Source organism: Leifsonia sp. NPDC077715 (assembly GCF_040686855.1).
In the GTDB taxonomy this organism is placed as follows: domain Bacteria; phylum Actinomycetota; class Actinomycetes; order Actinomycetales; family Microbacteriaceae; genus Leifsonia.
Window position 1 is genome coordinate 428701 of sequence record NZ_JBFBOG010000002.1, and the last position, 19015, is coordinate 447715.

Genomic DNA, 19015 nt, shown 5'->3' on the forward strand with positions numbered 1-19015 from the left:
GATGGCGCGCACCACGGAACGCAAGAAGCGCGGCGGTCGTCCCCAGCCGGGGCAGGAGCCGACGGCGAAGGACATCGTCCTCGACGAGCTCGAAGAGGAGTACGACTTCACGCCCGGCGAGGGCGACGGCGACATGTTCGGCGGCGCGCCCGCGAAGAAGGCCGAGAACTTCTGGCCGTCGTTCAAGCGGCTGATGGGCCTGCTCAAGCCCGAATGGCTCGGGATGGCGTGGGTCACGCTGCTCACGGTCGTGTCGGTCGTGCTCGTCGTCATCGCGCCGAAGATCCTCGGCGACGCGACGAACGTCATCTTCCAGGGCGTCATCGCGTCGCAGCTGCCCCCGGGCGTGCCGGTCGACCAGGTGGTCGAGCAGCTGCGGGCGGCCGGGCAGAGCCAGCTCGCCGATGTGATCGCCGGGTCCGGCGTGACCACCGGCCAGGGCATCGACTTCACCGAGCTCGGGCGGCTGCTCCTCATCGTGCTGACCATGTACCTCGTCGCCTCGCTGCTGCAGTGGTGGCAGGGCTACCTCCTCAACGCGCTCGTGATGCGCGTGGTCTACGGCCTGCGCAAGGACGTCGAGGCGAAGCTCAACCGCCTGCCGCTGAGCTACTTCGACACCCGCCAGCGCGGCGACCTGATGTCGCGGGTCACCAACGACGTCGACAACATCCAGACGGCGTTGCAGCAGGCGTTCTCGCAGCTGATCCAGTCGGTCCTGATGGTGATCGGCATCGGCATCATGATGTTCATCGTCTCGTGGCAGCTCGCGCTGATCGCGTTGATCTCCATCCCGCTGTCGGGTGTGATCGCCGGTGTCATCGGCTCCCGGTCGCAGAAGCTGTTCAAGACGCAGTGGGCCTCCACCGGAGCGCTCAACGGGCACATCGAGGAGTCCTACTCGGGCCTCGACCTCGTGCGGGCGTTCGGCCGCGACGAGGTGATGCTGGAGGAGTTCGACAAGCGCAACTCCACCCTCCATGGGGCGCAGGTCGGCGCGCAGTTCGTCTCGGGCAGCATCATGCCGGCGATGAACTTCGTCTCGTACCTCTCCTACGTGCTGATCGCCGTGGTCGGCGGTCTCAAGGTGGCGGCCGGACAGCTGACCATCGGCGACGCGACCGCGTTCATCCAGTACTCGCGCGAGTTCTCGCAGCCGATCGGACAGATCGCCGGCATGGCCAACATGCTGCAGTCGGGTGTGGCGTCGGCGGAGCGGACGTTTGAGTTCCTGGACTCCGAGGAGCAGACGCCGGACACCGCGACCGAGCACCTTCCGGAGCGCGCGGACGGCCGGGTCGAACTCGACCACGTCGACTTCTCCTACGACCCCGAGACGGAGCTCATCCAGGATCTCTCCCTCAAGGTCCAGCCGGGGAGCACCGTCGCCATCGTCGGGCCGACCGGCGCGGGCAAGACGACGCTGGTCAACCTGATCATGCGGTTCTACGAGCTGAACGGCGGCACCATCCGCCTCGACGGGATCGACACCACGCACCTCTCCCGCGCCGAACTGCGCGGCCAGGTGGGGATGGTGCTGCAGGACGCCTGGCTGTTCTCCGGCACGATCCGCGAGAACATCCGCTACGGCCGGCTCGACGCGACGGACGACGAGGTGATCGCGGCCGCAAAGGCCACGATGGTCGACCGCTTCGTGCGGCAGCTGCCGGACGGTTACGACACCGTCATCGACGCCGAGGGCGGCAACGTCTCGGCCGGCGAGCGGCAGCTCATCACCATCGCACGCGCCTTCATCGCCAACCCGTCGCTGCTCATCCTCGACGAGGCGACCTCCTCGGTCGACACCCGCACCGAGCTGCTGGTCCAGCACGCGATGGCCGCGCTGCGGACCGACCGCACGTCGTTCGTCATCGCGCACCGGCTCTCCACGATCCGGGATGCGCACACCATCCTGGTGATGGAGCACGGACGCATCGTGGAGCAGGGCGACCACGCGACGCTGCTCGCGCGTCGCGGCGCCTACTACGACCTCTACATGACGCAGTTCCGGGGCGACGACGCGGAGTCGGAGGAGGCCCGCGAGGAGCAGGAGCAGGCAGAGGTGGCAGCGCCGTAAGGGCCGACGAGGTGGTGCGCGAGCCGCGAGCGGGGTTGTGCGGCCCGCGCACCGGAGCCCATACAACGGCGGTGGCGCCCGCGCGTCACGCGCTTGACGCCACCGCCGCCGCGTGCGGCTAAAACGACGGTTCCAGCTTCGGTCTACCGCCGAACGATCTTCGCGACGGTCCGCACCGCGATGACGCCGGCGAGCACCCACGGGCCGGCCACGATGATCGGGTCGAGCCAAATGTGCCTGACGTCGGCGCGGCCCTGGCCGAAGCGCGACGACAGCGGATGGTGTCCGGCCTCCGAGAGCACGCCCGACTCGGTGATCGGGTCGTCCGGCCGGCGACTGGCGAGGGACTTCACGTGCGAGCTGATCGCATCCACCCGATCGCCCACCACCAGCAGGAGCCAGTGGGCGGTCTGGCCCTCGCTGTACCGGTCGTAGGCGAAGCGCCGGATGGCGCCCGAGACGCCGTGCAGCGGCTGTGCCGTCCCGAAGACCGGCGGCATCGCGGTGTGCTCGACCGACCGCTCCCGCTTGCCGACCGGCTCTTGGCGCGCCGGGAAGGTCCAGTGCGCACCGGTGTCCTCGGGGTCCCTCAGCTTCTCGCGCGGATGCGACGGACGGTCGGCCGGGTCGCTGTCGGCGCCCCAGCCGGGAATGCGCTGGCGGAGCGCCTCCGGGTCGTACTTCTTGGAGTGGTCGCTTGCGACGTAGGGCATGACGTTCTCCTTCCTAGGCCGCGCTCGGAACGACGAGCGGCTTGATGATGCCGTCGAGCTTGTTCGAGAACAGGTGGTACCCGTCCTGGATGTGCTCGAGCGGGATGCGGTGTGTGACGATCTCGGACGGCTTCAGGTAGCCGTTGCGGACGTGCTCGAACAGCCGTGGCCACTGCCGCTTCACCGGGCACTGGTTGGTGTTGATCCGCAGGCCCTTGTTCATCGCGTCCCCGAACTTGACCGCGCTGAAGAGCGGCCCGTAGGCGCCCATGACCGAGATGGTCCCGCCCTTGCGCACCGAGTCGATCGCCCAGTTGAGCGCGACCGGCGAACCGCCCTGCAGCTTCAGCTTCGCCGCGGTGATGTGCTGCAGGGCAGCGCCATCCGCCTCCGCTCCGACGGCGTCGATGACGCGGTCCGCGCCGAGCCCGTCGGTGAGGTACTTCATCTTGCGGACGATGTCGCCCTCCTCGACGAAGTTGTACGTCTCGGCCTGGGCGAACTCCTGCGCCTTCTGGAGGCGGTAGTTCATGTGGTCGACCACGATCACCCGGCCCGCGCCCATGAGCCAGGAGGACTTCGCGGCGTAGAGCCCGACAGGCCCCGAGCCGAACACGACGACCGTGTCCCCCTCCTCGATCTCGGCGAGCTGGGCGCCGAAGTACCCGGTCGGGCACGCGTCGGTGAGCGTCACGGCGTCGTCGTCCGACATCCAGTCCGGGATGATCGTCGGCCCGACGTCCGCGAACGGCACCCGCACGTACTCCGCCTGGCCGCCGTCGTAGCCGCCGGTCGTGTGCGAGTACCCGTAGATGCCGCCGACCGCGGTCGCGTTGGGATTCACGTTGTGGCAGTTGGAGTAGAGGCCGCGGACGCAGAAGTAGCAGCTGCCGCAGAAGATGTTGAACGGCACCATCACGCGGTCGCCCACCTTGAGGTTCTGGACGTCCGACCCCACCTCGTCCACGACCCCGATGAACTCGTGCCCGAACGTGTGGCCGATGCGGGTGTCCGGCATCATGCCGTGATACAGATGCAGGTCCGACCCGCAGATCGCCGCCAGCGTCACGCGAACGATCGCGTCGCCGGGATGCTCGATCTTCGGCCGGTCCTTCTCTTCCGCGCGGACCTTGTACGGCCCGCGGTATGTCATCGCCAGCATGGGGCTCCTCTCGTCGTGGGATGGACCTCACTCGATGCCCACCGCGAGATCGCGTCGAGGAGTTGACACGCTCGTGTGCCGGTGTACCCCCGGCCCTTACACCGTTTTCCTAGGCAAGTGAACGAGTTGCCCTCCGGGCAGCGGCGGTCGTAGAACGGGAGCATGTCGAACGACCCCCGCGCCACCCTGCCGCCCGGCCCCGAATTCAAGTACGGCGGTTACACCGTCCAGCTCGAGCCGGAGCACGGCCGCACCGGACGCTGGCGGGTCGTGGACGACGAGAAGTACTACGGGCTCATCACCGCGTCCGACCCGATCAACGGCGACCCGGAGGTCCACTTCGCGGCTCACTTCCCGGGCGAGGAGGAGATCCCGCCGATGAAGATCGTCCCGTTCTGGACGTCGGCCGTCGAGTTCCTGCTCGACGCGGGGGAGGGTGAACCGTTGTGGGGTCTGCCCGACGACCGCACCGCGCCGCATCCGATCATCGCGGACGACCTGCCGTCCTCGACCCCCGAAGCGACGCCCGTTCCGGATGCGCCGGGAAATGGTGACGCGTCGGAGAAGTCCGACGTGTCCTGAACCGCAGGAGGCCCGGAACCGAACGGTTCCGGGCCTCCTCGCGTGCGGGGCCTGCGCTCAGGCGAGCGCGCCGATCGCGAAGCTGACGCCGCCCTGCTCGTCGACCTGGGCGTCCAGCACCTTGTCATCGAGCACCTGAGCCGCCTGCGTCTCGAGGAAGATGCGGGCGCCGCCCGACTCCACCACCTGGTCGGATGCCTCCGGCTCCGGGGTGACGGCCGCCGCGAAGGCGGTGCTGTCGGGGTTGCTGCTGCTGATGCGCAGGCCCGCGGTCTCGTCCGGGGACTGGTCGGTCAGCGTCTTGACGATCGTGCTGGCGTTCTCCGTGAGGGTGAGCATGCGCTCTCCTTCCGTCGTGTTTTCCAGGAGCCACCTACGTTCCCGCATCCCCCGAACGGGGGCAACCGCCGTGGAGGCCATTGCCAGGGAACGCTCACCGTCCGCTACTCGAACGCCTTCAGCAGCTCGCGGTTGAAGGCCTCGAGGTCGTCGGGCTTGCGGGACGACACCAGCGTGAACGGTCCCTCGTCGACGTGCACCTGCTCGTCGACCCAGGTCGCGCCTGCGTTCCGGTAGTCGGTCTGCAGGCTCGGCCAGGACGTCAGTGTGCGTCCGGACACCACGCCCGCCTCGATGAGCACCCAGCCGCCGTGGCAGATCACCGCGATCGGCTTGCCCGCATCCGCGAACGCCTTCACCAGGGATACGGCCTCCGGGAAGGTGCGCACCTCGTCTCCGTTGGCGACGCCGCCCGGCAGCACGAGCGCGTCGTACTGGTCGGCGCTCGCCGCATCCAGGGTCGCATCCACCGGGAACGTGTCGGCCGGGGTGAGGTGGTTGAACGCCTGAACCGTGCCGTCCTCCTTCGAGATCAGCTTCGGCGTGCCGCCGGCGCCGCTCACCGCGGACCAGGGCTCCACCAGCTCCGCCTGCTCGATGCCCTCCGGACCCACGAGGAACGCGATCGTCTTTCCATTCAATGCCATGAGTGTTCTCCTTCCGAGACCCCACCTGTACGCGCGCGGCGCGGCAGAATGAACCCATGGCGAGCATCCCGGAGCTGACTCTCAACGACGGCACCACCATCCCGCAGCTGGGATTCGGCGTGTACAAGATCCCGGAGGCCGGGACCGCGGACGCGGTGGTGACGGCTTTGGACGCGGGATACCGCCACATCGACACCGCCGCCTTCTACGAGAACGAGCGCGGAGTCGGCGAGGGCGTGCGGCGCAGCGGGCTGGACCGCTCGGAGGTGTTCGTCACCAGCAAGGTGTGGTGGACGGAGAACGGCTACGACTCGACCCTCCGGTCGTTCGACGCCAGCCTCCAGCGGCTGGGCTTCGACACGATCGACCTGTTCCTCATCCACTGGCCGGCGCCGAAGAGCGACCGGTACGTCGAGACCTGGCGCGCGCTGGAGCGGGTACGGGATGAGGGGCGGGCGCGGTCGATCGGGGTCGCGAACTTCCACATCCACCACCTGGAGCGGCTGGCGCGCGAGACGGAGACGGTGCCCGCCGTCAACCAGGTGGAGCTGCACCCATGGCTGCCACAGGCCGAGGTGCGCGCCTACGACGCGGCCCACGGCATCGTGACGGAGGCATGGTCGCCGCTCGCGCGCGGGCGCATCCTCGGCGATCCGACGCTCGACCGGCTGGCCGCAAAGCACGGGGTCAGCCCGGCGCAGGTCGTGATCCGGTGGCAGCTCCAGCTCGGCAACGTCGTCATCCCGAAGTCGACCTCGCCCGAGCGGATCCGGTCGAACCTCGACGTGTTCGGGTTCGAGCTGGATGCGGACGACCTCGCCGCGATCGCCGGGTTGGAGTCGGGCGAGCGGACGGGGAAGGACCCGGACGACCTGGGCTAGCCCGCCCGTTCCACCGGCTGACGCAGCCGCGCGCCGCCGTGTAGGCGCCGAGCTCCTTCTTCAGGTCGGCCTTCACCACCCCTGCACCCGCTCACTCGCCCGAGGGATGCGCCCCGACGACGTCCAGCAGCCAGGCCAGGGCGAACGCCCGCTCGCGCCAGGCAGCGTATCGACCCGAGACGCCGCCGTGGCCGGCGGCCATCTCGATCTTGAGCAGCGGGTCGGCCCCCACCTCGCGCAGCTTCGCGACCCATTTCGCCGGCTCGACGTAGAGCACGCGGGTGTCGTTGAGGCTCGTGATCGCGAGGATGCGCGGGTAGGTCGTGCGATGCACGTTCTCGTAGGGCGAGTACGACTTCATGTAGTCGTAGACCTCGGGGTCGTGCAGCGGGTCTCCCCACTCGTCCCACTCGATCACCGTCAGCGGGAGCGACGGATCCAGGATGCTGGTGAGCGGGTCCACGAACGGCACCTCGGCGAGGATCCCGGCGAAGTCCCGAGGCGCGAGGTTCGCGACGGCGCCCATCAGCAGGCCGCCGGCGCTTCCGCCCTGTGCCGCCATGCGGGACGTCTCGGTCCAGCCGCGATCGACGAGGTGGCGGGCGGCGGCGACGAAGTCGGTGAAGGTGTTCTTCTTGTGCAGCTCCTTTCCGTTCTCGTACCAGAGGCGGCCGAGCTCGCCGCCGCCGCGGACGTGGGCGATGGCGAAGACGACGCCCCGGTCCAGGAGGCTCAGGCGCGGGATGCCGAACGACGGATCCATGCTGGCCTCGTACGAGCCGTAGCCGTAGAGCACCAGCGGCGCCGGCTCGCCGGGCGTCACGAGGTCGCGACGGTAGACGAGCGAGATCGGGACGCGGGCGCCGTCCTCGGCGACGGCCCACTCGCGGCGCTGCTCGAACAGCGACGGGTCGAAGCCGCCCAGCACCGGCTGCTGCTTGCGCAGGGCGAGCTCGCCGGTCGCCACGTCGTAGTCGTAGACGGTCGACGGGGTGACGAAGCTGCCGTAGCCGAGGCGGAGGAACGGCTGCGTCCACTCGGGGTTGCCGCCGACGCCGACGGTGAACAGCTCCTCGTCGAAGTGCAGCTCGTGCGGGGTGTCGTCCTTCGGCTCGCCGTCGTGGGGGAGGCGGGCGACGGCGACGCGGGTCATGCCCTCGCGGCGGTACTCGACGCTGACGAAGTCGCGGAACGCATCCACCCCCTCCAGGCGCACGGCCGGGTCGTGGGGGAGCAGGACGCGCTTGGGGCCCTGCGGGTCGTCCGCGGAGACGCTGACCAGCTCGAAGTTGACGGCGTCGTCGTTGTGCACGATCAGCAGCCGGTCGTGGCCGCCGACCACCGCGTGCTCGACGTCGTACTCGACGCCGTCCTTCCGCGGCCAGACGACGCGGAACTGGCCGGTCGGGTCGTCCGAGCGGAGCAGCGACGCCTCGCTGGTGATGCTGGAGCCGGCCTCGATCACGAGGAACCGGCGGCTGCGGGTGAGGCCCACGCCGATCCAGAAGCGCTCGTCCGGCTCGTGGAAGACCTGGATGTCATCGACACCGGGGCCGTCGCCCACGCGGTGGCGCCATACGGTGTCCGGCCGCCAGGAGTCGTCGACCGTCGTGTAGAAGACGTAGGCGCCGGTCTGATCGAACAGCGCGCCGCCCGCTGTGCCGGCGATCTCGTCGGGGAAGGTCGCACCGTCGCCGGCGAGCGACCGCACGCGGAGCGTGTAGCGCTCGTCGCCCTCGGTGTCGACGGCCCAGAGGAGGCGCGTGCCGTCGGCGCTGACGTCGAAGCTGCCGAGCGCGTAGAAGTCGTGACCCTCGGCCTCCACGTTGTCGTCGAGCAGGATCTGCTCGCCGGGAAGGCCGTTCTGCTGGGCGGCCTCGTCGAGCACCGGCGGCACCCAGTCGTCCGCGGACGCGATGGGGGCGCGGCAGTGGATGCCGTACTGCTTCCCCTCGATGGTGCGGGTGTAGTACCACCAGTCGCCCTCGCGCACCGGGACGCTCATGTCGGTCTCGCGGGTGCGCGTCTTGATCTCGTCGAAGATCTGCTCGCGCAGCACCGCAAGGTGCTCGGTGCGCGCGTTGGTGTACGCGTTCTCCTCGTGGAGATGCGCGATGACCGCCGGGTCCTCCTTCTCGCGCAGCCACTCGTAGTCGTCGACGTAGACGTCGCCGTGGTGGGTGCGTTCGACGGGCTTCTTCGGCGTGACCGGCGGGGTGAGCATGAGCCCAGGCTATCGGGCGCAGCCCTCCCCGGCGGGGTCCCGGTCAGGGACGCAGCAGCACCTTGCCGACGCGGCCCGGCTGGTCGCTCGCGGCTACGGCGGACGCGATCTCATCGAGGGTGTGGATGCTCGCGACCGGAAGGGTCAGCGTCCCGTCGAGGATGCGGGCGAACAGCTCCTGGAACAGGCGGCCGCGGGTGTCGGCGGGCATCTCGCGGCTGACGACGCTGCCCCAGAACCCCTTCACGGTGGCCTGCTTGAAGATGATGTCGCCCGAGGCCAGCTCGAGGGTCGGGGACGCCATGGCCCCGAACACGACGAGCGTGCCGTTCTCGGCGAGCGTCGACAGCACGTCGCCCGCGGAGGTCCCGCCGACGGAGTCGACGCCCACGCGGATCGGGGCCCCGCCGGTGATCTCGGCCAGTCGGTCGCGCCAGCCGTCGTCGTCGGTCGCGATGACGCGCTCGATGCCCTGTGCGCGGAGCTCGTCGACACCGGCGGACCGGCGGACCAGGCCCACGACGTTGAGCCCGCGGGCGGCGCCGAGCTGGGCGACCATCCTGCCGACGGCGCCGTTGGCGGCATTCTGGATGAGCCAGTCGCCTTCGTTCAGGTCGAGCGATTCCAGCAGGCTGATGGCGCTGAACGGCATCGAGACGAGCTGGGCGGCGGACTCGTCGGGGAGGCCGTCCGGGACGGGGATGAGCCCGGCGGCGCAGGTGACGAAGTACTCGCTCCAGACGCCGAACGTTCCGCCCGTGACGACCCGCTGGCCGACCGTGAGGGTGTCGACGCCCTCGCCGAGCGCATCCACGACACCCAGCGCCTCGGTGCCGGCCTGCGCGGGCAGCTCGGGCTTGAAGCCGTAGGTGCCGCGCACGGTCCACAGGTCGTGGTTGTGGATGGGGGAGAGCAGGAGGCGGACGCGGACCTCGCTCGCACCGGGGTCGGGGAGCGGACGCTCCTCGGTGGCCAGAACCTGGGCCGGGTCGCCGAACTCGTGGTGGATGAGCGCCTTCATGTCAGTCCTCCGAGACCAGGATCTGCACGTCGATGTTGCCGCGCGTCGCGTTCGAGTAGGGGCAGACCTGGTGCGCCGCATCCGCGAGCGCCTGAGCCTGCTCGGACTCCAGACCCGGCAGCACGACCTCGAGCAGCACCGCGAGCTGGTAGCCGCCCTGACCGTTCGGGCCGATCTGCACCCGGCCGCCGACCGACGAGTCGTCGATCTTCACCTTCTGGCTGCGGGCGACCGCCTGCAGCGCCGAGTGGAAGCACGCCGCGTACCCGGCGGCGAACAGCTGCTCGGGGTTGGTGCCGGATCCCGAGCCGCCCATCTCCTTCGGGATGGCGAGGTCGAGCGCGAAGGTTCCGTCGCTGGTGGCGACGCGGCCGTCGCGGCCGGCTCCGGTGGAGAGGGCTTCGGCGGTGTAGAGGACGTTCATGAGTTCCTTTCTGAGGGGTTCAGTTCGTCGGGGCGACCGTACGCTCCGCGGTGGCGGCGTGCATGGTCTCGGTGAGACGGTGGAGGGTGTCGATCAGGGCGGTGGCGGCCTCCTGGTCGGGCAGGCCGGTGCCCGCGGCGATCCGGGCCGGGATGTGCGCCAGTTCCGGGCGCAGTGCGCGGCCACGCTCGCCGATGGTGACGGTCACGATGCGCTCGTCGTCGGAGCGGCGCTCGCGCCTCACCAGCCCGGACTGCTCCATGCGGCGCAGGAGCGGGGAGAGCGTCCCCGAGTCGAGCTGCAGGTGGTCGCCGAGCGACGACACGGTCTGGTCGCCCTCCATCCAGAGGGTGACGAGCACGAGGTATTGCGGGTAGGTGAGGCTCCACGGCTCCAGCAGCGTGCGGTACGCCTGGGTCGTGGCGCGGGTCGCTGCGTAGAGCGAGAAGCACACCATCTCGTCGGTCACGGGCATGCTTCCACGATTGCACACAATCCAGTTGTGCACAACTTATCGAATCCACGAGTCGCAACACGCCGCTATCTCGGCGGCATAACGGCGTGTTGCGACCCTTCGTTGAGCGGGCGGGGTCAGCGGGCGGCGGCGAAGGCCAGCAGGGCGGCGCCGGCGCGGCCGGCGTCGCCGCCCAGGGCGGACTGCACGACCGGCGGGCGGTCGCGCCAGGCGAGCCCGGCCGACATCCGCTCGCCGAGCGGAGCGAACAGTGCGTCGCCGGCGTGCGACACCCCGCCGCCGAGCACGATGAGTCCGGGGTCGAGCAGCAGCGTCAGGATGTTGAGGCCCTGGGCGAGGACGTCCAGCGCCTCCGACCATACCCGGTCCGCGATCGGGTCGGTGTCGAGCCGGTCGACGATCCGCCGGGTGCTGAGGTCGCCGCCGCCTGCTGCGCGGTAGCGCCGCGCCACACCCGCGCCGGACATGTACACCTCGAGGCAGCCGCGCTGGCCGCAGGTGCACGGCTCGCCGCCGGGGATCACGGGGATGTGGCCGAACTCGCCGGCGGCGCCGGTCGCGCCGGTCACGGCACCGCCGGACGAGACGAGGGCGGCGGCCACCCCCGTGCCGATCGGCACGAGGGCGAAGTCCCCGAAACCGCGGGCCGCGCCGGTGCTGCGCTCCGCGAGGCCGGCCGCGCGCACGTCGTGACCGACCGCGACCGGGAGGCGGAGTTCGGAGCGGAGGATGTCGAGCAGCGGCACGTCGCGCCAGCCCAGGTTGGACGCGTAGTGCACGAGCCCGCGCTGTTCGTCGAGCATCCCGGGCGTCGCCACACCCGCCCCGACAACGTCGTGACCCTCGTCGCCGGCCGTCCGCCGCAGCCCCTCCAGCATCGCGACGAGCGCCCCGAGGATGCCATCGGCCGGCGTCGGACAGGTCGACTCGGCGACAGCGGTGCCGTCCTCCCCGACGACCGCACCCTTCATCGCCGTCCCACCGAGATCGACGGCGAGGACGACGGGCGACCCGCTCACGCGGCGCCCTCCGTGGAGGCATCGAGCTCGTCGCGACCGACCGCCGCCACCACCGCGCGCACGACCTGCGCCGACGTGACCGCCCGCGTCCCTGCGTCGTACGCCGTCGGCGCCCCCGCCGCGACGGTCGCGACCGATTCCTGCGCCCGCAGGTGCACCTCCCGCACCCCCGTCCGCGACACCAGCTCGGCTACGTTCCCCGGCCGGACCCCGCCTCCGGCGAGCACGGCGATGCGGTCGCCCGCCTGCGCGACGAGCTCGGCGAGCGCGTCCGCGCCTTCCCCCGCCGTCGCCGCGCCACCCGACGTCAGCACCCGCGCGACGCCCAGCGACAGCAGCCGTTCCAGGGCCTCCGCGCGGTCCGGCACCTGGTCGAACGCCTTGTGGAATGTGACGGGCGCCTCACCGCACGCCGCCACGAGCCGGCGCGTCGCGTCCACGTCGATCCGGCCGTCCGGCCGCAGCGCTCCGACCACGAAGCCGAGTGTGACACCCGCCCCGTGGTGCAGCACGCGCAGCGAGTGGATGTCGTCCACCATGGCCTGCACCTCGTCCTCGTCGTAGACGAAGTCGCCGGGCCGCTGCCGGATGAGCACCTGGATGCCGATCCGCGTCGCCCCGCGCAGCGCGCCCACGACCGTCCCGACGGACGGGGTGATGCCGCCCTCCGACAGCGCCGCGCACAGCTCCACCCGGTCCGCGCCCGCCTCCTCGGCGATGCGGACCCCGGCGAGGTCGTCCAGGCAGATCTCGACGACGGTCACGCGACGCGCTCCAGCGCGGCCGTCAGGTCCGCGCCGGGCTCGATCGCGCCGACCGGGACGCCGCCGCCGAGCACCGGCAGGTCGACGAGCGCGCGGGCGTCCGCGATCGGCGTGCCCAGCGCCTCCAGCACGCGCAGTGCGATCAGCGTCGTCGCACGCGGGCTGCCGTCCACGATCTTCATCGCGACCGCGGTGCCGTCGGCCGCCGCGACGCCGATCACGCCCTCGGCGCCGCCCTTCGCGAGCGCGCCGGGGACCGTCTCCATCAGCGTCGTGTTCTGGTGGCCGCTTCCGCCGACGTAGTAGGGGTGCTCGCGCATGGCGTCCGCGACTGCGCGCTCCGGCGTCCCGGGCTCGGCCTGCACCAGGCGGCCGAAGGCGCGGGCGATGCCCCGCACGCTCGTCCCGAACAGCGGCGCGCCGCAGCCGTCGATCGCGTCGTGCCCGACGGGGACGCCCGTCAGCGAAGCCATCGTGGCGCGGACGTGCTGCTGCAGCGGGTGCGACGGCTCGAGGTAGCCGTCGGTGGGCCAGCCGTTGGTCGCGGCCGCGAGCAGCATCGCGGCATGCTTGCCGGAGCAGTTCATGAGCACGCGGGAGCGGCGCTCGCCGTCGCGCAGCATCCGCTCGAACGTGGCCTCGTCCTCGGGACGGTCCACCGGGCAGCCGAGCGCCGCCTCGGCGACCCCTGCGCGCATGAGCAGCGAGCGCACCATGCGCACGTGCTCGTCCTCGCCGGTGTGGCTGCCGGCCGCGATGGCCAGCTCCGGACCGGACAGCGGTGCACCGGCGGTCAGGCACGCGAGCGCCTGCAGCGGCTTCACCGTGCTGCGCGGCAGCACCACCGCGTCCGGGTCGCCCAGCTCGATCAGCGCCCGGCCCGCGGGGTCGAGCGCGACAAGGCTGCCGAAGTGCCGGCTCTCGATCAGGCCCGACCGGCGGACGACCGCGAGCTCGGCGAGGGTGGACACGGTGGGGGCGGTGCTAGGCATGATCGGCTCTCGGGGTGACGGCTGCTGCGTCGTCGTGCTCGACGGCGGCGACGGCGGGAAGGGACGGAAGGGTCGGCGGCGCGGTGGTCCGGCGGCGCGACCCGCGCTGCAGGCGGGACGCGAACGCCGACAGGCTGCCGTTGACGATCAGGTAGATCACGGTCACGGCGACGTAGGTCGGGATGAGGAGGTGCAGGTACGACGCGAGCACCTGGCCGCGGTACAGCAGCTCAGTGAAGGCGACGATGTAGCCGAGCGACGTGTCCTTGAGGAGGCTCACGAACTGGGTGACCAGCGACGGCGTCACGTTCCGGATCGCCTGCGGCAGCACCACGTACGTCATGGCCTGTACGGGCCGCATCCCGAGGCTGAGGGCCGCCTCCCGCTGCCCGCGCGGCAGGCTCAGGATGCCGGCGCGCACGATCTCGGCGAAGACGGCCGCGTTCGCGATGGTCAGCGGCACGACGAGCTTCCACAGCGTCGGCAGGTTGATGCCGATCTGGGGCAGGCCGAACAGCATGAGGTAGATCACGAGAAGCACGGGCACCGTGCGCGCGATCTCGATGTAGAGGCCGCAGACGAACCGCACCCAGCGCACGTGGCTGACCCGGCCGAGCGCGAGCAGCACGCCGAGGAAGGCGCCGAGCACAGCGACGATGGCGGCGGCCTCCAGCGTCCCGAGCAGGCCCACGAGGAGGTACTGCCAGATCGCCCACTCGGTGAACGGCGCCCAGCGCTCGGGCGCGAGCTGGCCGTGCGAGGCGAACTGCCAGAGGCCGAGGCCGACGATGACGGCGAAGATGAGGACGCTGACGATCGACCCGACGAGGATGTTGCGGCGCCCGCGGGGTCCCGGCACGTCGTAGATGAAGGCGGCGTCGTAGCGGCGCTTGGCGCGCTTCGCACGGATCGGCGCCGGACGGTCGGGGATGAGCTGTGCGGTCATCGGGCGATCGCCACCTTCCGCTCCACCCAGCCGGCGGCGAGGCCGATGGCGAGGGCGATGGCCATGTACACGAGTCCGGCGCTCGAGAAGATCAGGATGGGCTGCGCAGCGACGAGGTTCACCTTGTTGACCTCGGCGGTGAGCTCGACGACGCCGACCGCCGCGGCGAGGGCGGTGTTCATGGCGAGCGCGATCATGACGTTGCCGATCGGCTGCACCACCGCCCGGAGCGCCTGCGGCACGACGACGTACCGTAGCGACTGCCAGAGCGTCAGCCCGAGGGCGCGGGACGCCTCCACCTGCCCGACCGGGACGGTGTTGACGCCCGACCGCACGGCCTCCGCCACGTAAGCGGCCTCGTACACGGTGAGCACGATGATCGCGGTCGGCGTCAGTGGAAGCAGGATGCCCGCGTCCGGAAGCGCGAAGACCGCGAGCAGGAGCAGCGCCAGCAGCGGCACGTTGATGAAGAACTGGACGTAGAGGAACGCCGCGGCGCGCAGCACCGGAATGGGGCTGACGCGCGCGATCGTCACCAGCACGCCGAGCACGATGGAGCCGACGCCTGCCACCACGGCCATCAGCAGCGTGGTGCCGAGCGCCTGGACCAGCGGTCCCAGGTTGTCGATCAGGGGGTTCATCGTTCTCTCGTAGGCGCGGTGGAGGAAGAGGGGGTGGGAGGCCGGATGCGCGCGGGCGTGGGGGTCGCCTCCACGCGCATCCGACCGGTCTGTCAGGAGCCGGGGACCGAGCCGATCTCGGGAGCCGTCGGCACGTCGGAGTCGGTCACGGTGCCGAGCGTGGTCTTCCACGCCTTGCCCCACTGGCCGCCCTTCTGGATGGTCTTCAGCCACTCGTTGACGAAGGACTTGAAGTCGTCGTCGCCGTGCTTGAGGCCGATGCCGTAGGGCTCCTTCGTGAAGGGGTTGCCGACGACCTTGATCTGCTTCTCGCTGGCGGCGTCGCTCGCGAGCAGGGTGTAGTCCTGCACGTAGGCGTCGCCGCGGCCCTGGATGAGCGCCTGCACGGCGGCCGGGTCGGTGCCGAACGCGGTGACGGTCGCCTTCGGGGCGATCTTCGGCACCTCGGTCACGGCCGGCGTGTTGGCGCCGACGATGACGTTCTTGCCGTCGAGGTCCTTGTAGCTCTTGATGTCCTTGTTGTCGCTCTTGACGGCGACCGCGAGGCCGGACTCGAAGTACGGACCGGCGAACGCGACCTGCTTGGCGCGCTCCTCGGTGATCGTGTACGTGTTGAACACGACGTCGACGGTGTCGTTCTGGAGCATCGCCTCGCGGGTCTCCGACGCCGGCGGGACGATCTCCACGTTCGGCTTGCCGATGATGTAGGTCGCGAGCAGCTTGGCGAGCTCGGCGTCGAAGCCGTTCACCTTGCTGGGGTCGGTCGGGTCCTGCTGCGAGAGCAGCGGGGCGTCGAGCGCCTCGGCGACGATGAGCTTTCCGCGCTTCTTGATCTTCTCCATGGTGGAGCCGGAGAGGATGAGGTCGGCCTTCGCGACGGGCGCGCCGGCCAGCACCGAGTCACCGGACGCGGTCGAGCTGGCGTCGCTGCCGGGCAGTGCCGTGTTTCCGGAGCACGCGGTGACGGCGAGCGTCACGGCGGCGAGCAGGACGCCGGCGACGGCGCTCTTCCTGCGGATGCTGCGGGTCATGGGATGCATCCCTTTCTGATGTGGGGCGGGGGTGAGATGTGGAGCGGTGGTGCGTGGCCTCGTGCTGTCAGTGCGACAGCACGGAGGCCAGGAACGACTGCGCCCGCGCGGTGGCCGGCGAGTCGAAGAACTGTGCGGGCGGCGCCTGCTCGACGATCTGCCCGCGGTCCATGAAGACCACGCGATCGGCGGCACGGCGGGCGAAGCCCATCTCGTGGGTGACGACGATCATCGTCATGCCCTCCTTGGCGAGCGAGGTCATCACGTCCAGCACCTCGCCGACCATCTCGGGGTCGAGCGCGCTCGTGGGCTCGTCGAAGAGCATGACCTTCGGCTGCATGGCGAGCGCCCGGGCGATGGCGGCGCGCTGCTGCTGGCCGCCGGAGAGCTGGGCGGGGTGGCTGTCCGCCTTGTCGGCGATGCCGACGCGGTCCAGGAGCTCCATCGCCTGGGCGCGCGCCGCGTCCTTGCCGAGCTTGCGGACCTTCAGTGGAGCGAGCGTGACGTTGTCCAGGATCGTGCGGTGCGCGAACAGGTTGAACGACTGGAACACCATGCCGACCTCGGCGCGCAGCTTCGCGAGCGGCGCGCCCTCCTCCGGCAGCAGTTCGCCGTCGACGCGGATCTCGCCGGAGTCGATCGTCTCGAGCCGGTTGATGGAGCGGCACAGGGTCGACTTACCCGATCCGGACGGTCCGACCACGACGACGACCTCGCGCTCGGCGACGTCGAGGTCGATGTTCTGCAGCACGTGGAGGTCGCCGAAGTGCTTGTCGACCGCACGCAGGCTGACCATCGGCCGGGCGTCCGTTGCTGTCATCGGTGGTTCCTCGCATCGTTGTCGGGCAGGTTTCGATGAGCGTACTAAGTAACCGCAGATAACCGCAATATCGAAATTAGTTAATGCGATATCGAACGAAGTCGGTACAGTATTCTCGACGAAACGAGGGGACGCCGATGGTGAGCACGATGGGGCCGAGCACGGTCGAGGGGACGCCGGTCCACGCCGGTCCGGGCACCCCCGGTGGCATCCTCGACCTCGTCCGCTCCGGTCGCTCGCGCTCGCGCGCCGACATCGCCCGCAGCACCGGACTCTCGCCGTCGACCGTCTCGCAGCGGGTGGATGCGCTGATCGCCGCCGGCTACCTGCGCGAGGCCGGCGCCGGCGTCTCCCATGGAGGACGCCGGCCGCGCGCGCTCGAAGTGGATGCGTCCACCGGTGTCGTCTGCGCCGCCGACCTCGGCTCCCACCACGCCACGTTCGGCCTGATCGACCTCGGCGGCCGCCTCCTCGCCTCCCGGAACGAGCCGATGGACATCGGCACCGGGCCCGCGGCCGTCCTCGGCTGGATCGCGGAGGTCGCCGCCGAGCTGACCGCCGAGCACGCGCAACCCGGCCAGACCCTCCGCGGTTTCGGGATCGGCCTGCCCGGCCCGGTCGACTCGACCACCGGCCGCATGGTCTCGCCCTCGCGCATGCCCGGCTGGAACGGCGTGGATGTAGCGGCAGAGCTCACCCGGATCACCGGCCTCCCGGCGGCCGCCGACAACGACGCCAACCTGATGGCGCTCGGGGAGTACGACACCCTCGCGGCCGGGGGCGCGGAGGTCGGCGAGCTCGTCTTCGTCAAGGCGGGGTCGAGCATCGGCTGCGGCATCATCGCCTTCGGCGGCGTCTATCACGGCTTCCACGGCATGGCCGGCGACATCAGCCACGTCACCGTGCCCGGCGCTCCCGCGGTGCTGTGCTCGTGCGGGCGGATCGGGTGCCTGGACGCCGTGGCCGGCGGCGCGGCGATCGTGCAGGCCCTGCGGTCCTCCGGGGTAGAGGTCGCCGACACCCGCGAAGTGCTGGCGCTCGCGCGCGACGCGCATCCCCGCGCCACGCAGGAGCTGCGCGAAGCCGGCCTCCGCACCGGCGGGGTCCTCGCGACGATCATGAACTTCTTCAACCCGCAGCGGCTCGTGCTCGGCGGCATCCTGGGCGAGGCGGAGGCCTTCGTCGCCGGTGTGCGGTCGGCCATCTACTCCGACTGCCTGCCGATGATCACCGACCAGCTCGACATCGCGGTGAGCGCGGCCAAGGAGAACGCCGGGATCCGCGGTGCCGGTCGGCTCATCCTCGACGCGCTGTTCGACCCGTCGCGCGTCGACCTCGTCGTGCGATGACCGGGCACGGCGTCGCCGTCGTCGGCGCTGGACGGATGGGTCAGGCGCACGCGACGGCGTGGGCCCGGGCGGGCGTCCCGGTGCGGTGGGCCGTCTCACCGCGGCGGCGCCCCGAGCTGCGGGATGCGCCGGGCGCGCGCTGGGCCACGTCCCTCGCCGATGCGCTCGCCGATCCCGACGTGACGATCGTGTCCGTGTGCACGCCGACGCCGTCGCACGCGCCGCTGGCGATCGAGGCCCTCGAGGCCGGGCGCCACGTGCTGCTCGAGAAGCCGATCGCGCTGACCGTCGACGACGCGCAGCGGGTGGCGGATGCGGCATCCCGGGCGCCGGGGAGGCTGATGGTCGCGCACGTCGTCCGGTTCTTCCCCGGCTACGCCGCGCTGGCCTCCCGCGTCGCGGGCGGGACGGTCGGTCGCCCGCGGATCGTGCGCGCCTCCCGCATCTCCGACGCTCCCGTCGGCTACCACTGGCTGGAGGACGAGGAGCACTCCGGGGGGATGCTCGTCGACTTCGCCATCCACGACATCGACCAGGCGAACGCCTACCTCGGGCGTGCGGTCGCGGTGGCCAGCGTGCCGCTCGAGGGCGACGGCTTCGGCGCCCCGGTCGCCACGACGATCGAGTACGCGGACGGCGGCGTCGCGCAACTGCTGCATGCCTCCGACCTGCCGCCAGGAGTGCCGTTCCGCTCCACGCTTGAGGTGGTCGGCGATGCCGGGGTGGATGCGGCCGACACGACTGCAGGGGACGCCTTCGCCGAGCAGGCGCAGTACTTCCTGGACTGCATCGAGCGGGGGACGGAGCCGGCGCGTGCCCCCGTGGCAGCCGCCGTGGAGGCGCTGACGGTCGCGCTCGCCGCACGCGAGTCGGCGCGCACCGGACGGCGGGTGTCGCTCGGGTAGGGT

The 19015-nt window shown here is 70.9% G+C and carries 20 protein-coding genes; 5 read left to right on the forward strand and 15 right to left on the reverse strand.

Annotated elements, in window-relative coordinates; translation table 11 throughout:
* Window position 1 precedes the first annotated feature (1 nt).
* Window positions 2-2077, forward strand: coding sequence for an ABC transporter ATP-binding protein (locus tag AB0P25_RS09080; protein WP_363806784.1), 2076 nt, complete (start codon window positions 2-4; stop codon window positions 2075-2077).
* 143 nt (window positions 2078-2220) lie between these two features.
* On the opposite strand, the gene AB0P25_RS09085 is transcribed toward AB0P25_RS09080, so the two are convergent.
* Together AB0P25_RS09085 and AB0P25_RS09090 are read right to left on the reverse strand one after the other, a co-directional pair.
* Window positions 2221-2790, reverse strand: coding sequence for a hypothetical protein (locus tag AB0P25_RS09085; protein WP_363806785.1), 570 nt, complete (start codon window positions 2788-2790; stop codon window positions 2221-2223).
* Window positions 2791-2803: 13 nt separating this feature from the next.
* Window positions 2804-3952 carry a zinc-dependent alcohol dehydrogenase gene (locus AB0P25_RS09090; protein ID WP_363806786.1) on the reverse strand — a complete coding sequence of 383 codons (1149 nt, stop codon included), beginning with the start codon at window positions 3950-3952 and terminating at the stop codon, window positions 2804-2806.
* Window positions 3953-4114: 162 nt separating this feature from the next.
* Here AB0P25_RS09090 and AB0P25_RS09095 point away from each other — a divergent pair, with 162 nt between their 5' ends.
* Entirely contained in the window at window positions 4115-4534 is a 420-nt protein-coding gene (locus AB0P25_RS09095; protein WP_363806787.1) for a hypothetical protein, read from the forward strand.
* 57 nt (window positions 4535-4591) lie between these two features.
* Here the strand turns inward: AB0P25_RS09095 and AB0P25_RS09100 are convergent, their stop codons facing one another.
* Together AB0P25_RS09100 and AB0P25_RS09105 are read right to left on the reverse strand one after the other, a co-directional pair.
* On the reverse strand, window positions 4592-4873 hold the full coding sequence (locus tag AB0P25_RS09100) for a hypothetical protein (protein ID WP_064110694.1): 282 nt from the start codon (window positions 4871-4873) through the stop codon (window positions 4592-4594).
* Between the two features lie 104 nt (window positions 4874-4977).
* Complete coding sequence (locus tag AB0P25_RS09105) at window positions 4978-5520, reverse strand: type 1 glutamine amidotransferase domain-containing protein (RefSeq protein ID WP_363806789.1); 543 nt, start codon at window positions 5518-5520, stop codon at window positions 4978-4980.
* 56 nt (window positions 5521-5576) lie between these two features.
* On the opposite strand from AB0P25_RS09105, the gene AB0P25_RS09110 reads away from it, so the two are divergent.
* Window positions 5577-6401 carry an aldo/keto reductase gene (locus AB0P25_RS09110; protein ID WP_363806790.1) on the forward strand — a complete coding sequence of 275 codons (825 nt, stop codon included), beginning with the start codon at window positions 5577-5579 and terminating at the stop codon, window positions 6399-6401.
* A 91-nt stretch (window positions 6402-6492) separates the two neighbouring features.
* On the opposite strand, the gene AB0P25_RS09115 is transcribed toward AB0P25_RS09110, so the two are convergent.
* From AB0P25_RS09115 to AB0P25_RS09165, 11 genes are all read right to left on the reverse strand, one after another.
* Window positions 6493-8625 (reverse strand): S9 family peptidase, encoded by a 2133-nt coding sequence (locus tag AB0P25_RS09115; RefSeq protein ID WP_363806791.1) that lies wholly within the window; start codon window positions 8623-8625, stop codon window positions 6493-6495.
* A 43-nt stretch (window positions 8626-8668) separates the two neighbouring features.
* Window positions 8669-9646 carry a zinc-binding dehydrogenase gene (locus AB0P25_RS09120; protein WP_363806792.1) on the reverse strand — a complete coding sequence of 326 codons (978 nt, stop codon included), beginning with the start codon at window positions 9644-9646 and terminating at the stop codon, window positions 8669-8671.
* A 1-nt stretch (window position 9647) separates the two neighbouring features.
* Window positions 9648-10070 carry an organic hydroperoxide resistance protein gene (locus AB0P25_RS09125; protein ID WP_363806793.1) on the reverse strand — a complete coding sequence of 141 codons (423 nt, stop codon included), beginning with the start codon at window positions 10068-10070 and terminating at the stop codon, window positions 9648-9650.
* 19 nt (window positions 10071-10089) lie between these two features.
* Window positions 10090-10545 carry a MarR family winged helix-turn-helix transcriptional regulator gene (locus AB0P25_RS09130; protein WP_363806795.1) on the reverse strand — a complete coding sequence of 152 codons (456 nt, stop codon included), beginning with the start codon at window positions 10543-10545 and terminating at the stop codon, window positions 10090-10092.
* A gap of 116 nt (window positions 10546-10661) precedes the next feature.
* Window positions 10662-11564 (reverse strand): ROK family protein, encoded by a 903-nt coding sequence (locus AB0P25_RS09135; protein WP_363806796.1) that lies wholly within the window; start codon window positions 11562-11564, stop codon window positions 10662-10664.
* Complete coding sequence (locus AB0P25_RS09140) at window positions 11561-12328, reverse strand: copper homeostasis protein CutC (protein ID WP_363806797.1); 768 nt, start codon at window positions 12326-12328, stop codon at window positions 11561-11563. The genes AB0P25_RS09135 and AB0P25_RS09140 overlap by 4 nt, the downstream gene beginning before the upstream one ends.
* The gene (locus AB0P25_RS09145) at window positions 12325-13320 is read right to left on the reverse strand and encodes an asparaginase (RefSeq protein ID WP_363806798.1); all 996 of its coding nucleotides are present in this window, start codon (window positions 13318-13320) and stop codon (window positions 12325-12327) included. The genes AB0P25_RS09140 and AB0P25_RS09145 overlap by 4 nt, the downstream gene beginning before the upstream one ends.
* Window positions 13313-14266: an amino acid ABC transporter permease gene (locus tag AB0P25_RS09150; protein WP_363806800.1), complete on the reverse strand. Its 954-nt coding sequence runs from the start codon at window positions 14264-14266 to the stop codon at window positions 13313-13315. The genes AB0P25_RS09145 and AB0P25_RS09150 overlap by 8 nt, the downstream gene beginning before the upstream one ends.
* The gene (locus AB0P25_RS09155; protein WP_363806802.1) at window positions 14263-14907 is read right to left on the reverse strand and encodes an amino acid ABC transporter permease; all 645 of its coding nucleotides are present in this window, start codon (window positions 14905-14907) and stop codon (window positions 14263-14265) included. Before AB0P25_RS09155 ends, AB0P25_RS09150 begins: the two co-directional genes overlap by 4 nt.
* Before the next feature lie 92 nt (window positions 14908-14999).
* Window positions 15000-15938, reverse strand: coding sequence for a glutamate ABC transporter substrate-binding protein (locus AB0P25_RS09160; protein WP_363806804.1), 939 nt, complete (start codon window positions 15936-15938; stop codon window positions 15000-15002).
* Between the two features lie 67 nt (window positions 15939-16005).
* Window positions 16006-16758, reverse strand: a complete 753-nt coding sequence (locus AB0P25_RS09165) for an amino acid ABC transporter ATP-binding protein (protein ID WP_363806805.1) — start codon at window positions 16756-16758, stop codon at window positions 16006-16008.
* 137 nt (window positions 16759-16895) lie between these two features.
* On the opposite strand from AB0P25_RS09165, the gene AB0P25_RS09170 reads away from it, so the two are divergent.
* Both AB0P25_RS09170 and AB0P25_RS09175 read left to right on the forward strand, forming a co-directional pair.
* Window positions 16896-18107, forward strand: a complete 1212-nt coding sequence (locus AB0P25_RS09170; RefSeq protein ID WP_363806807.1) for an ROK family transcriptional regulator — start codon at window positions 16896-16898, stop codon at window positions 18105-18107.
* The gene (locus tag AB0P25_RS09175) at window positions 18104-19012 is read left to right on the forward strand and encodes a Gfo/Idh/MocA family oxidoreductase (protein ID WP_363806809.1); all 909 of its coding nucleotides are present in this window, start codon (window positions 18104-18106) and stop codon (window positions 19010-19012) included. The genes AB0P25_RS09170 and AB0P25_RS09175 overlap by 4 nt, the downstream gene beginning before the upstream one ends.
* Window positions 19013-19015 lie beyond the last annotated feature (3 nt).